The organism is Promicromonospora sp. NPDC060271 (assembly GCF_042726755.1).
In the GTDB taxonomy this organism is placed as follows: domain Bacteria; phylum Actinomycetota; class Actinomycetes; order Actinomycetales; family Cellulomonadaceae; genus Promicromonospora.
Map to the genome: position 1 here is coordinate 29,344 of NZ_JBHXBG010000023.1, position 14,342 is coordinate 43,685.

General features: G+C 70.1%; 10 protein-coding genes. 3 read left to right on the forward strand and 7 right to left on the reverse strand.

Annotation, left to right across the window (positions count from 1 at the left end):
- Positions 1-52 precede the first annotated feature (52 nt).
- Entirely contained in the window at positions 53-406 is a 354-nt protein-coding gene (locus ACFWE2_RS06110) for an MmcQ/YjbR family DNA-binding protein (RefSeq protein ID WP_377223319.1), read from the forward strand.
- Between the two features lie 5 nt (positions 407-411).
- On the opposite strand, the gene ACFWE2_RS06115 is transcribed toward ACFWE2_RS06110, so the two are convergent.
- The 3 genes from ACFWE2_RS06115 to ACFWE2_RS06125 all read right to left on the reverse strand — a co-directional run bounded on the left by ACFWE2_RS06115 (position 412) and on the right by ACFWE2_RS06125 (position 5,826).
- Positions 412-3,696: an SNF2-related protein gene (locus ACFWE2_RS06115; RefSeq protein ID WP_377223320.1), complete on the reverse strand. Its 3,285-nt coding sequence runs from the start codon at positions 3,694-3,696 to the stop codon at positions 412-414.
- 311 nt (positions 3,697-4,007) lie between these two features.
- Complete coding sequence (locus tag ACFWE2_RS06120; RefSeq protein ID WP_116677363.1) at positions 4,008-4,412, reverse strand: hypothetical protein; 405 nt, start codon at positions 4,410-4,412, stop codon at positions 4,008-4,010.
- A gap of 106 nt (positions 4,413-4,518) precedes the next feature.
- Entirely contained in the window at positions 4,519-5,826 is a 1,308-nt protein-coding gene (locus ACFWE2_RS06125; protein WP_377223321.1) for an MFS transporter, read from the reverse strand.
- A 158-nt stretch (positions 5,827-5,984) separates the two neighbouring features.
- On the opposite strand from ACFWE2_RS06125, the gene ACFWE2_RS06130 reads away from it, so the two are divergent.
- Positions 5,985-8,384, forward strand: a complete 2,400-nt coding sequence (locus ACFWE2_RS06130; RefSeq protein WP_377223322.1) for an esterase-like activity of phytase family protein — start codon at positions 5,985-5,987, stop codon at positions 8,382-8,384.
- A 121-nt stretch (positions 8,385-8,505) separates the two neighbouring features.
- Here ACFWE2_RS06130 and ACFWE2_RS06135 read toward each other — a convergent pair whose 3' ends face one another.
- From ACFWE2_RS06135 to ACFWE2_RS06145, 3 genes are all read right to left on the reverse strand, one after another.
- On the reverse strand, positions 8,506-9,945 hold the full coding sequence (locus ACFWE2_RS06135) for an alpha-amylase family protein (protein WP_377223323.1): 1,440 nt from the start codon (positions 9,943-9,945) through the stop codon (positions 8,506-8,508).
- Positions 9,946-10,095: 150 nt separating this feature from the next.
- Complete coding sequence (locus tag ACFWE2_RS06140; RefSeq protein WP_377223324.1) at positions 10,096-10,284, reverse strand: PspC domain-containing protein; 189 nt, start codon at positions 10,282-10,284, stop codon at positions 10,096-10,098.
- 1 nt (position 10,285) lies between these two features.
- On the reverse strand, positions 10,286-10,483 hold the full coding sequence (locus tag ACFWE2_RS06145; protein WP_377223325.1) for a PspC domain-containing protein: 198 nt from the start codon (positions 10,481-10,483) through the stop codon (positions 10,286-10,288).
- A gap of 285 nt (positions 10,484-10,768) precedes the next feature.
- Here ACFWE2_RS06145 and ACFWE2_RS06150 point away from each other — a divergent pair, with 285 nt between their 5' ends.
- A complete protein-coding gene (locus tag ACFWE2_RS06150) occupies positions 10,769-13,108 on the forward strand; it encodes a hypothetical protein (RefSeq protein WP_377223326.1) in 2,340 nt (779 codons plus the stop codon).
- A 58-nt stretch (positions 13,109-13,166) separates the two neighbouring features.
- Here the strand turns inward: ACFWE2_RS06150 and ACFWE2_RS06155 are convergent, their stop codons facing one another.
- Positions 13,167-14,324: a DUF3418 domain-containing protein gene (locus ACFWE2_RS06155; protein WP_377223328.1), complete on the reverse strand. Its 1,158-nt coding sequence runs from the start codon at positions 14,322-14,324 to the stop codon at positions 13,167-13,169.
- Between the last annotated feature and the right edge of the window lie 18 nt (positions 14,325-14,342).

The following is a 14,342-nucleotide window of genomic DNA, read 5'->3' on the forward strand; positions in this document are numbered from 1 at the left end:
GGATGATGGGACGGGACAGATGCCCGCCACCACAGACGTTGGAGGTCCATCGGTGACCGAGCCACTCGATCGTGTCCGCGAGATCTGCCTCGCTCTGCCCGAGGTGACCGAGAAGCTGAGCCACGGCTCGCCCACCTGGTTCGTGAAGAAGACCTTCGTGAGCTTCTCCGACCACGGGCACGGCGGTCCGCTCGCGATCTGGTGCGCGGCCGCGCCCGGCGCGCAGGAAGAAGCGATCGAGAAGGAACCGGACCGGTTCTACCGGCCGCCGTACGTCGGGGTGCGTGGGTGGCTGGGGGTGCGGCTCGACGTCGATGTCGACTGGGACGAGATTGCCGCGATCGTCGAGGACGCCTATCGGCAGGTTGCACCTCGGCGGCTGCTCGCCGAGCTGGACGAGAGGTAGGCAGGTCAGGCCTCCAGCAGGCCCCGGATCTCCTCCGGCCCCAGCGAGCCCGCGAATGCTCCGGCGTCGTCGCTCAGCACCGCGTCGAAGAGCCGGGCCTTGCGTGCCTTGAGGGCCATCACCTTGTCCTCGATGGTGTTCTCCGAGACCATCCGGAACACCATCACGTTCCGTGTCTGCCCGATCCGGTGCGTCCGGTCGATCGCCTGCGCCTCTGTCGCTGGGTTCCACCAGGGGTCGAGCAGGTAGACGTAGTCGGCCTCGGTGAGGTTGAGCCCGAACCCGCCGGCCTTGAGGCTGATCAGGAACACGGGAGCGGTGCCGTTCTTGAACCGGTTGATCACCTCGGCGCGCTGCCGGGTGGACCCGTCGAGGTACTCATAGGGGATCCCCAGCGACGTGCACACCTCCGCGGCTTTGGTCAGGAAGGACGTGAACTGGGAGAACACCAGCGCGCGGTGCCCCTCGGCGGCGACCTCCGCGAGCTGGTCCGCGAGCAGGCTCAGCTTGGCCGACGGGACACCCTCGTACTCCGGGTCCACCAGGGAGGCGTCCAACGCCATGCGGCGCAGCGTGGTCAGGGCGCGGAAGACCGCCACCCGGTTCTCGTCGAAGCTCTCGAGCAGACCCAGCAGCCGCGACCGTTCCCGCTGCAGGTGCGTGTCGTAGATCCGGCGGTGCTTCGGGTCCAGCGTTACGCGGAGCACCTGCTCCTGCCGCTCGGGCAGCTCGGGTGCCACCTGCTCCTTGGTGCGGCGCAGGAGCAGCGGCCGGATCCGACGGCGCAGCCGGGCCAGCAGCGGGGTCGAGTCGCCCTCACCCGAGATCGGCTTGACGTAGTCCTCCCGGAACTTGGTCGGTGATCCGTACAGTCCCGGCGCCACTATCGCGAGCATCGCCCACAGCTCCATGAGGTTGTTCTCCATGGGTGTGCCCGTGATCGCCAGCTTGAACGGCGCCTTCAGGCGGCGGGCGGACTCGTTGGCGCGCGTCTGGTGGTTCTTGGCGAACTGCGCCTCGTCCAGGATCAGACCGCTCCACTCGACGTCGGCGAACGCCTCGAAGTCCAGGCGGAAGATCGCGTACGACGTCACGACGATGTCGGCGCCCGCGGCTGTCCGCGCGACGGTGGTTCGTGCCTTCGCGGCGGTGGTCGACAGCATGGCCACCTTCAGGTCCGGCGTGAACCTGGCGGCCTCGGCGGCCCAGTTGCTCACCACGGACGCCGGCGCGACGACCAGGAACGGTGCGTCCTCGTCGGGCCGCTCCTGCCTGGCCTGGGCGACGAAGGCGAGTGTCTGCACGGTCTTGCCGAGGCCCATGTCGTCGGCGAGGATTCCGCCCAGGCCGTGCCGCCAGAGGAACGTGAGCCACTCGAAACCATGCTGCTGGTACGGGCGCAGATCGGCCTTCAGCCCGACGGGCGGCGGCACGGGCTCCGGTCCGTCGACGCCGTCGGCGGTCAGCGAAACCAGGTCACTCACCGAGCGGCGCCACCGGTCGGACTGCTCGACGATGTCGGCCACCTGCTCCAGCTCTGCCCACAGGCCGGCGTTGAACCGGCTGATCCGCAGCTTGCCCGGCTGGTCGGAGAGCCGCTGTGCCTCCTCGATCAGCGCCCGGAGCTGCGCGAACACGGGCAGGTCCGTCCGCAGCCAGGTGCCGTCGGTGAGCATGAACCGCTTCTTGCCCCGCGCGAGCGCGTCGAACACCGGGCCGAACGGAATCTCGCGCCCGTTGATCGTGACCATGACGCCCAGGTCGAACCAGTCCAGGTCGGTGCTGTCGTCCGCACGCATGCTCACGACCGGCGTCGCCTCGAGGCCTTGGTACTCGGGCAGCTTCTCGCTCTCCACGCGAACGTCCGGCTGCTCCTCGAGGACGGGCAGCACGGTGGTGGCGAGGTCCATCGCCTGCAGCCCGCGGAACACCTCGGGCGCCACCCGGAAGTGACCGAAGCCCGGCACCTCGCGCACGGCGGCGATCACCCGGCCGAGCGTCGCGGCCTCCGCCGCGAGATCACGCAGGTCCGCGCCGGGTTCCATGGCAGTGGTCAGCGGATATTCCTTGTCCGACGGCGGGTACGCCCACCGCCACGCCACGCTGATCTCCGCCGGCGAGACCGCCGTGACGGTGGCCACCAGCTCGGGCCGAGGCAGGTCCGGCAGCTCGACGTCGGCGTCGGCGTGCACCTGCACCTCCCGGCGCAGCAGCGGCAGGTAGTCCGCCAGGAACTCGTCGACCGCGTCGGCGGGGATCTTGAGATCGGCCAGGTGGACCGCCGCGAGCTCCTGGTCGGTGAGGGGCGCCGCCGTCGGGCCGAGGGTGATGGTGCGGCCCGAGGGGGACTCCTCGATGGCGAACAGGCCGTGGCGGCCGAGCGCGCCGACCGAGGTGGCCATGGGGACGGCGTCGTCGAAGGTGACGGTCCGCTCGAGGCGCGCGCCGCCGTCGGGCAGGGAGAGGTCGAGGGCGATGGACGCCTCGCCGGCCAGCCTGAACGACTCCCGCTTCGACTTGCCGACCAGCTCGATGCCGAGGGCGGCGGCGTCGGCGAGATGACGCCAGAACGGGCGGGGGAGCACATCGCCCAGACCGATCCAGTCACCAGCGCTGATGTAGCCGTAGCCGCGTGGGCTCGTGGCGCGCAGGGCGTCGAGCGTGGTGAACCACTCCCGGACAACGGGATCGACGTCACGCAGGAACCCGTTGCGGATGTAGTTCCACGACGCGGTGCCGCCCACCCACGAGCCCTTGTCGTTGCGCTGGACCGGCCGCATCGACAGGGAGAGGTTGTCGTCGACGGACGTGCCGTCCACGCGGAGCTGCAGCGCCAGCACGGGCGGGGGGTCGGCAGTCGACGAGTGCACCGGCGGGGCCTCGACCGGCGTCGTCGGCACGAGCTGCTGCACCGCAGCCTTCCACTCGGGGACCTGCGGCGTGCGCTTCAGCGAGGACGCGGGCCGGACCATCGACGCCAGGCCGTCCGACCCGGACTCGATGAGTGTCGCGACGACGTGCTTGCAGGCGGACCCGACCGGGCACGTGCAGTCCGTACCGACGACGACGGGCGGACCGGGGCTGTTGGTCCTGAACTGGATGGAGCAGGAGTAGGTGCTGCGGCCGCTGCCGCGCACCCACGAGATGAGCAGGAGATCGTCCGGCAGCCAGTCCCACGAGATGACCCGGCCCTGCTTCTGGTAGTCCTCGCCGCGCAGGTATGCGCCACTGCCCACCAGGAGCTTGATCGCCGCGGGGTGGACGCGCGGGGCGGGAACGGTAGCGGGCACCCCTCCATGGTTCCACGCCCGGGCCACCGGTCCGCGGAGTTATCCACAGCGTGCCGTCAACCCCAGGGTGTGGGTGGCCTCTGGGAGAGCGTTGCCCTGCCCACTCTGCCCGACGCCGGCCTGCCGGGCCGGTCTCGGCGTGGCTCTGGCCGGGACGTTTGTCCACACCCTGTGGACAAACGTGCTGCTTCCGGTGGTTGCGGCCCTGCCCCATGGCGGGCCGCGTCCCGGGATGGTCTGGGGACCGTGCCGCTCGCGGTCATCGCGGTCCGGCGGCAGGCAGCGGCCCGGCAGCCGGACCGCTGACTCGCTTACTTTGCCGTGCTCGCCCGGATCTCCTCGAGTGCGACGACCTCGAGGATCTGCTTCACGATGATCGGGCCGACCGACTCCCACGAGAGCATCTCGGCGATCACCATGTAGGACAGGTCGTCCCCGGTGAAGCAGCCGCCGCGGTGCAGCGCGTTGACGAGTCGGTGCTTGGGCCAGTCGAGCTCGTCGAGGCGCTCGACCCGCCGCACTGCGGGGAAGAGCCGGCCGACGGGCAACGACTTGAGGCGCGTTACGGCGGCCTCGGCGAGGCGGGCGGTGCCGATGTCGGTCTTGCTGTCGACCTGACCGACGTACCAGGCGTCGTCCTCAGCCATGACCTCGCGGAACCATGGGAACACCTCGCCCCAGGTGGGTGTCGGGGTGACGGCGGGTGCGTCGGACATGAACGGATGCCTCCATTCCCTGTGTAGGTAAGTACGTCAATCCTTGCACCGTTCGGCCGGCAAAACAGGCATGATCGGCTCTAGAGACCGGACCTCATCCACTAATTCACCCGTCCAGCGGTTGCCGAGGAAGCGAAGCCGTGCGAGAGCCACGCATGCCGAACGCGATCGCGGTCGCCAGGTACCCGAGGGAGAGGGCGACGAAGAGCCCGGGCGACCATCCGGCGTCGGGCACGAGGAAGGCCGCGAGGGCCGCCGCACCTACGAAGGCCGCGTTGTACAGGACGTCGTAGAAGGCGAACGCGCGGCCCCGGTAGGCGTCCTCGGAGTCGCGCTGCACGATCGTGTCGACCGCGATCTTCGCGCCCTGTGCGGCAAGCCCGAGCAGGGCGGCGGCCGTGACCACGCTGACGAAACCGGGCTCGGGTACCAGGATCAGCTGCGACGCCCCGGCCACCGCCAGCATCACGGCGATCCACGACTGCGGGGCCATCCGCCGCGCCAGCACGGCGGTGAGCAGGATCGCGAGCCCGCCGCCGACACCTGTCGCGCCGATCACCGTTGCGAAGGTGGTGAGACCGGCAGTGCGGTCGCCGGGCTCGGCCAGGAGGTTGCGCGACATCAGGATCGCCGCGATGAACACCACCCCGTACAGGAAGCGGTGCAGCGCCATCACCAGCAGCGCCTGACCGGGCGTACGTCGCACGGCGAGGTAGCGGGCGCCGTCGACCAGCCCGCTCGCCACCACCGCCAGCTCGTTCCGGATCGAGCCGACGGCGGGCTGCAGCGGTCCGAGCAGCGTGCGGGACATCCGCAGCCCCAGCAGCGAGGCACAGCCCATGACAACACAGGCGCAGGTCAGGGCCGCCGCGTCCTGGACACGGCCGGCCGGCACGGGCAACGCCAGGCCGATCACGAAGCCGATGCCGCCTCCGAGGAACGCTGCACCCGCACCGAGCGTCGGCGTCAGTGCGTTCGCCGTGAGCAGCAGGTCGCCCTGGACCACGCGCGGCAGGCCAGCCGAGAGGCCGGCGAGAAGGAACCGGTTGACGCTCAGGGCGGCGAGCCCCAGTACATAGATCGCGGGTGTGACGCCCTGCGTGAGCATCAGCACCGCCATCGTGCCGGTGATCAGCACGCGCACGGCGTTGCCGTACACCAGCACCTGCCGCCGCTGCCACCGGTCCAGGAACACGCCGGCGAACGGTCCGACGATCGTGAACGGCGCCAGCATGATCGCGAACGCACCCGCGACAGCCGCCGCCGACCCCTGCGACGCCGGGCTGAAGAACAGGAGGTTGGCGAGGCCCACCTGGAACATGCCGTCGCCGGCCTGGGACACGAGACGTACGGTGAACAGCTTGCGGAACCCGGGCAGACGCAGCAGCGCGCGTAGCTCGGCAAGGACGGTCACTCGCTCACAGTAGTTGTCGGACCTGCTGCGGTGACGGCCGACGGCGGTACGTGAAGCGCGGGCGCGGGACCAGGCCCGCCGCCGAAGTTCATGCGGTGTCCATCTTGTCGTCACCGGGGGTCGGCCGGCCTGCCACGGGCCGGCGCCAACCTGCCCGTGTGTCTCCCGATCGCCGCCACGCGGCATTCATCGCCTCCGGCGCCGTCCTCGCCTTGGGACTGAGCGCCTTCCCGGCTTTCGCGGCTCCCCTGACCGAGCGCGGTGGGGTCTCGACGAGCTCGACCGGAGGGTTCGGCTCCGCCCGTCACGGCGAGACCTTCCACCGGCTCGCCACCTACCCCGTCTTCCAGAACGTTCCCGTCGGCACCGATCCCGCCGACGAGACGGTCGCCGAGATCTCCGCCGTCAGCGCGGACGGCAAGACCCTCGTCCACACCGATGCCGCCGCGCGTCGCATCGGGTTCGTCGACATCAGCGACCCCGGCTCGCCCCGAGGTCTTGGCTCGCTCTCCCTCGCGGAGCTCGGCTCGGAGCACGACGAGCCGACGTCGGTCGCCGTGGTCGGTGACCACGTGCTCGTGGTGGTCGACAGCTCGTCGTCGTTCACCGCACCGTCAGGTCGCCTCGACGTCGTCGACCTCGCGACCCGCACCCGCGTGCGCTCCATCGACCTGGGCGGCCAGCCCGATTCCATCGCGGTCACGCACGACGGCGCCCACGCCGTCATCGCGATGGAGAACCAGCGCGACGAGGACGTGCTCCCCGACACCGGCGACGGCGAGGAGGGCGACCTGCCGCAGGCTCCCGCCGGGTTCCTGCAGTTCGTCGACCTGCCGGGCACCAACCCCGAGGCCTGGCGGACCCGCCCTGTCACGCTCGACGTGGCGGCGCTCACGGCCGCCGGCCTGGACACCCCGCAGGACGTCGAACCGGAGTACGTCTCGATCAACCCGTCCGACACCAGGGTCGCGGTGACGCTCCAGGAGAACAACGGCGTCGCGGTGCTCGACGTCGTGTCCGGCGAGCTCGAGAACGTGTTCTCGGCGGGCGACGTCGCCCTCGAGGGCGTCGACACGGACGACGAGGGTGCCATCGACCAGACCGGCTCGCTCGACGCGGCCCCGCGCGAGCCCGACGCGATCGGCTGGGTCGACGACGAGCACGTCGCGACCGCGAACGAGGGCGACTGGAAGGGCGGCACACGCGGCTGGACGGTCTTCGAGGCCGCCACCGGCGACGTCGTCTGGGACGCGGGGGCGGACCTCGAGGAGCTGGCCGTCCGTGTGGGCCTGCACAACGAGGACCGCGCCGGCAAGAAGGGCGTGGAGATCGAGGGCCTCGCGGTGGCCACGCTCGACGGCGTCCGCTACGCGTTCGTGGGTTCCGAACGTTCCAACTTCGTGGCCGTGTACGACGTGTCCGACCCGACTTCCCCGCGGTTCGTGCAGGTCCTGGCCACGACCAACGGTCCGGAGGGCATCCTGCCGGTGCCGTCGCGGAACCTGCTCGTCGTGTCCTCCGAGGAGGACTCGGCCGAGGACGGCGTCCGCGCGTCCGTCTCGGTGTTCGGCAAGGGTCACCGCTACGCGCGGGACGCCGGTACGCCCGCGTTCCCGTCCGTCGTGTCGGCCGACGTCCGCACCACGACGGGTGCGGTCAAGCCGATCGGCTGGTCCGCGCTGGGCGCGCTCTCGGCCGACCCGCGCGAGCGCGACCGGCTGTGGACCGTGACCGACGCCGCGAAGTCGCCTACGTCGATCCTCTCCGTCTCGACCGCCGGCCGGCGTGGCGCGGAAGATCCAGCGGTCATCGACCGCGAGATCGTCGTGACGGAGGACGGTGAGCCCGTCGGCCTGGACGCCGAGGGCATCTGGGCGCGGCCGTCCGTCCGGGGTGCGTCCGGTGGGTTCTGGCTCGGCGTCGAGGGTGCGACGGGCGCGGAGAACGCGCTGGTGCGCGTGTCGTCGTCGGGCCGCGTGCAGGAGCGTGTGAGCCTGCCCGCCGACGTCGCGGCAGGTCTCGGCAAGTGGGGCATCGAGGGCGTGACCGGCTCGGTGGACCGGGCCGGCGAGCACCTGTTCGTAGCCCTCCAGCGTGGGCTGACCAGCGACGACGGCGTGGGTGGCTACGCCCGCATCGGGCGGTACGACGTTGCGACCGGCGCATGGACCTGGTTCGGCTACCCGCTGTCCGCCCCGACGTCCGACGGCGACTGGGTGGGCCTGTCCGAGATCACGGTGGTGGACCGTGACACGCTCGCCGTCATCGAGCGGGACAAGCTCAACGGCCCGGCGGCGGCCCTCAAGGCCGTCTACACGGTGGACCTGCCGAAGCGTGATCCGCGTCCGGGGACGGTCCCGGTGCTGCGCAAGCGGCTCGCGATCGACGTCCTGCCTGCGCTGCGTGCCACCAACGGGTGGACGCAGGAGAAGCTGGAGGGCCTCACGATCGGCGGCGACGGCCACGTGTACGCGGTCACGGACAACGACGGCGTGCAGGACGCGACGGGCGAGACCGTCTTCCTGGACCTGGGCAAGGCTCGCCGGCTGTTCGGATGAGGCGAGCAGGCGGTCATCGGGCGAGGTGACCACAGGTCTGCGGGGTCTGTTGCTCCGCGTAGACAAGGTCTACACAGAGCAACAGACCCCGCATTCGTACTAGTTCTCCCGGAGCCCTCGCTCAGCCCCGGGCATTCACGTGGATCGCCAGCGCCCCGTACGCCGGGATCGTCGCGGTGAACCAGCCGTCAGCGTTGACGGTCCGCTTCACCGAGCAGCTCGACGACGCGACGACGTCGCAGTACGTCCCCGCCGGGAGCGGCGTCTGGAACCAGCGCTGGACGGCCGACGCCGTGTTGTTCAGCACCACGTAGCCGCGGTTGCCGCGCCCGTAGGTGATGAGGTTGCCGCCGTCGTCCCACCAGTTGGTGACCGCCGTGCCGGCCACCGCGTTGTGGAAGCCGACCATGCCGCGGATCTCCGTCCAACGCTGGGTGCACGTCCACCGCCCGGCGCCGCAGGTCGCGTCGGGCACGGAGGTCTCGCCGGCCCCCGGCGCGCCGGCGTCGTTGTTCGAGAACTCGTACCCCGAGTACACGGTCGGCGATCCGTACGGCCAGGACAGCAGGAACGTGTTGGCCAGCACGTACTTGGCGCCCCACTTGTAGTTCATCGACTCGCCGTTGCGCTCGGTGTCGTGGTTGTCCACGAACACGCCCGCCCGTCCGGACTGCAGCTTGCCGTCGCCGATGAACCGCAGGTTCTTGATCTGCCCGTCGAAGTCGTGCTTGAGCTGGCGCGCGTAGTTGAACTCGTGCGAGTCGCCGCTGCCCAGGTACTCGGACGGCTGGATCGGCTCCCCGGCGGCGCCGATCACCTCGTGCACCCAGAACACGTTCGGGTTCCGCATCCGCGACTTGATGGCCTCCAGGTCCGACGCCGGCACGTGCTTCGACGCGTCGATCCGGAACCCGTCGACGCCCAGCGAGACCAGGTCGTCGAAGTACGCGGCGAGCCTGCCGCGGACGTAGTCGGAGCCCGTGCGCAGGTCCTGCAGTGCGACGAGGCGGCAGTTCTGGACCTGGTACCGGTTCGTGTAGTCCGAGATGTCGGTGCGGCAGTCGTTGAAGTCCTGATACCCGTACGTGCCGGTGAAGTTGTCGTCCGAGTAGGCAGTCCCTGCCACGCCGGTGCCCGACCGGCCGGCGCCCGCCATGTGGTTCACGACGGCGTCCGCGATCACGCCCACGCCGGCGGCGTCGCAGGCGGCGACCATGTTCGCGAACTCGGCGCGGGTGCCCAGCTTGGACTCGATCCGGTAGCTGACGGGCTGGTACGACGTCCACCACTGTGAGCCGCGGACGTGCTCCATGGGCGGGGAGACCTGCACGTAGCCGAACCCGGCCGGGCCGACGACATTGGTGCACTCCGCGGCGACGGAGTCCCAGGTCCACTGGAACAGGTTGAGGATGACGTCCCCGTCGCCGTGAGTGGGGGTCGCGGCCCGGGCGGGCTCGACGGCGGGGGTGGCCGTGGTCGCTACCAGGCCAAGGGTGAGTGCGGCGGCGAAGGTCGTCAGGGCGGCGAGCATTCGTCGGGGCGCGTTCGGACGGCGCGTCATAGCGGCTCCTTGCGGCGTGGTCCCGGGCTGAGGCACGTGCGGCGCTGCACGGCTGTTTCCGGATCTTGCTGCAAGAATTGCAGAGGCTTGGGCGACACGCCAGAGGCCCGGGTGAAAGACCCGGGCCTGGCGTGTCGGAGGTGCGGACGCTCAGTCCTCGTTGGGCATGAGGATCCAGAACGCGATGTACGCGAGAAACTGCGGTCCCGGGATGAGGACCGAGGCGACGGTGAGGATCCGGACCAGCGTGGGATCCCAACCGAACCGGCGCGCGATCCCGGCGCAGACGCCGGCGATCATGCGTCCCTGGCGCGGGCGAGAGAGTGTCTGCGTGGTCATGTCAGGCTTCCTGGCGCTCGTTAGGGATGAAGATCCAGCCGATCACGTAGGCCAGGACCTGCGGGCCAGGGATGAAGATCGAAGCGACGGCGACCACGCGCACGATCGTCGGATTCCAGTCGAAGCGGCGGGCGATCCCGGCGCAGACGCCGCCGATCATGCGGCCCTGCCGGGGGCGGGAGAGTGTAGGTGTGCTCATGTCATCGACGGTAGTTCCGCCGTGGGTCCGGGGCTATCCGGTAATCCCCCCGCCTGTCCCTGATCAAGCCCAGGGAAAAACCAGGGACATGTGACCGGGGAAGCAGGGTCGGGATCCCCCGACCGGGCGCTGAGCGTGCCACGTCGATCCGCGAAAGGTGCGGGTGAAGTGTGGCTAGATGGTCCGGGAGCGTACGAGACGCACCCTAATTTTGGTCCGCTCGTTCGACGACCGGGGGTCGCTGTGGTGGTACGTCTTTCTTTCTTCGCGTGTGGTCCGGCCGCCGTGGTTCGTGCCACCGCGGCCCTCGCGGGCGGTGCGCTCGTCGCGTCGGTGCTGGTTCCGGTGGGCCCAGCGTTCGCGGGCACGGCGGACCTGCCGGCCCCGTCCAGCATCACCGTGGGTGGCCAGGTCTGTGGAACAGAACCGGTCGAGGTAACCCTCGATCGGGAGGATTCCACGTCGTTGAAGTTCGGCGCGGTGTTCGACGGCGCCGGCGTCACGGGTGCCGTGGCCGTCACCACTGATGCGGCGGGTGTCGAACGGAGCCACCGCACGTACGAGCTGATCGGCGGCGTGCTGGACGGCAGTACTGGGTCGTCAGATCTCACCGACGACGCCGTCAATACGCTCACGGTCCGGGCTCGGAACGAGGACGGCACTACCGGCCCTGCGGTGGAGTGCTCGTTCCTGCTGCACCGCGGACCGTCCTCCGTGCTCTCGGTGTTCCCGGTGCTCGGCGCCGAGACCGTCTATGTCTCCGATGGCAGTCGACGAGGTGGTGTCGGTGTGCCCGGTGCGTTCGCCGTGGCATCTCCTCGGACTCCGGACGCGGTCTCGTTCGCCTACGGCTACTCGATGGACCTCCGCTTCGAGCCCGAGTGGCGGACCGTACCCGCGACGGAGAACGCCGTGATCCCTTTCGTCCCGACCAGGGAGGGCGAGCAGTACCTGCGGGTGGCCGAGGTCGACTCGACGGGTCTGATCGGTCAGGCGACGAGTGTGCGCGTCCGGGTAGCGGCAGAGGGCACGGCTCAGACGGTCCCGCCCGCCGTCACGGTCAGCAGACTGGCCGACGGTCTGCCGGACGACGACTTGGCGCCCTTCCGCTTCACCCTTACCGAAGACCTGGTGCCCTGGGGTAGCGGCGCCGGTCAGGTCGCGCTCTACGACGGCACCACCGAGCTCGCCCGGGTAGCGTTCGACAGCCGGACGGAAGACGTGCTCGTGCGGCGGAGCCTGGCTGGGGGTGGCTATCGCGATCTCCGCTTCGAGTACGTGCAGTTCCCCGGCGCGGTGACCCTGACTGACACCGCACAGTTCTGCCTCTCGTCCTGCCCGTTCACCGGGGGCAGCGCGACGGTGAAGTCGTGGTGGTTCAGCGGCGAGTCCGACCCGAGCTACAACAGCGCCTACTGGGCCGTAACCGAAGGATTCTCCCCGAAACCGGCGTCGTACACGTATCAGTGGCTGCGCGACGGGGCCGCGATCACCAACGCGACTGCCGAGAAATACCTCAGTTCGCCGGCCGACGTCGGACACCGCATCTCCGTACGGATCACGGCGCAGGGACCGTCCATGAGCCCGAGGTCGGTTACCTCGACACCGTTCACCGTCCGGGCGCGGGACACGATGCACGTCGATTACGGGCTGAGCTGGATCGGCTCCCCGTGGGAGAGCAACTACTGCTACTGCGTCGCCTCGGACGGGCAGAGCGCGGGCCTTCCGGGTAACGGTCGGACGGCGCAGGCGCTGATCGCCTACCCGACCTCGCAGTCGTACACCACAGGCACGAGCCCATCGTCCGAGACCGACGAGATGCCCGCGTCGTTCTGGTTCGAGACCGAGGGCTACGTCGCGGGCCGTGGCTGGGTGGGGCAGAAGTACAGGGACAACACCCCGTATGTCGGCACCATCGGCGAGAGGCGTCGCCTGGAAGCGTTCCGGATCAAGCCTGGCGGCCCCCACGCGTCCTTCTACGACGTCTGGTACCGCGCCTACGTGCCCAGGTACGGGTGGCTCGGCTGGGCCAAGAACGGCGAGACCTCTGGCACCACGGGATTTGGTTACCCCATGGAAGACGTCCATATCCGTGTGCTGCCGAAGGGCCAGGTGCCGACGGCGTCGGTGTCCGGAAACGCGCCGTACTACTCCAAGGGGACGCAGCAGGCAGTGCAGGTCTCGGCCTATCTGCGTCCATCGGGCTGGCGGACGGCGGTGATGGGTGGCTCCACGGCGGGCTCGACCTCGACGTCGCATCGTCTCAACGCGGTGAAGCTGAACCTCGTCGACGCTCCCTACTCCGGCGGCCTCCAGGTGTCGGCCAAGGTCGAGGGCGACGGCTGGCGGCCGTACGTGAGCACGGACAGGGTCGCGGGCACGTACCACCGCACCAACCGGACCGCCGCGTACCGGATGCGCCTCACCGGTGAGATGGCGGAGCAGTACGACATCTATTACCGGGTGCACGTGGCGGGCACCGGGTGGCTCGGCTGGGCAAGGAACAACGGAGCCGCCGGCACGGAGTCATACGCACACCGCAACACGGCCGTGCAAGTGGTGCTGATGAAGAAGGGTGGGCGCCCGCTGATGAGCGGTTACGGCCGGGCGGCGTACAAGCGCTGAGACCGACGGAGGGGCCGGTCGCGGACGTCCACGACCGGCCCCTCAGCATCTACCGGCTTCACCAGCCGTTCGGCACCAGCACCTTGCGGATGCGCTTCTCGCTGACCGTGCCGTCCGTACCGAGCTGCTGCGCGAAGAACGAGACCCGCAGCTCCTCCAGCATCCAGCGCACCTCTGCCAGCTCGGCGGCGCGTGCGGCGTCGGGGGTGCCCGCCGCGTAGGTGGCGAGCGCCTTCTCGTACGCGGCGGTCACGTCGCCGATCCGCCACGCGAGGTCGGAGTCGCGTGCCGGGTTCTCCGCCGCCTTCGTCAGGCGGTGCGAGTCCGCGCGCAGGTAGCGTGCGAGGTGCGGCAACCGCCGCGGCGGCGTCGCCGAGACGAATCCGTCGTGGATGAGGGTCGCGCGATGCTCGCGCAGGTCCTGCAACGTGTTCAGCAGCGCGAGGCTGCCCGACGCGCGGATCTCCGCCTCGAGCGTCCGGCTCGCCGACAGTGCGGCCACCACGTGCCCGACGACGCGGTACACCTCGTCCTCCAGGTGCCGGCGCACGAATGCCAGCGCGTCGGCGTAAGCACCGGCAGACCGGACGGCCGCAGCATCCGGCCCACCCGAAGGCGTGTCATAGCGCGCCGAGTCACCACCCGAGGTCAGCGACACGACGGCCGCAAGCTGCAGATCGGCGACCAGCGCCTCGGTACTCGGATACGGCGACGCCGCCATCGTCAGCGACTGCGTCCCGGTCCACCGCGACGTCACCCGCCCGGTGCTGAGCGCAGCCTCGGACACCAGCAACCGCCGAACCCCTGCGGCGTGCAACGCATCCTGCCGCGTCTCGTCGGCCAGGATCCGCAGCGCGACCCCCACGGACCGAGCCTGCCCCTTCACCTTGGGCGCGACCTCCTCCACCAGCGCCGGGAACCCCCGCACGACAACCCCGGCCCCAACCCCGGTGGACACGGAACGCGGCAGCTCCCCGCCGCCCCCCAACCCAGAAGGCCAAGACCCCAGCCCACTCTGCTCCCCAACAACAACACCAGCACCAGCACCAACAGCACCAACAGCACCGGCACCGGCACTGGCACCAGCACCATCCCCGCCAACCACCCCACCACTGGAGCTGCGCGCCCCCACCTCCAAAGGCGACGGACCTACGGAGGGCGTGGAAGGCGAAGACCCTCGCGCGGACGCGTTCACGGGCCCCAGGGGGCCCTCCACTTCGGGAAGGAATACGTC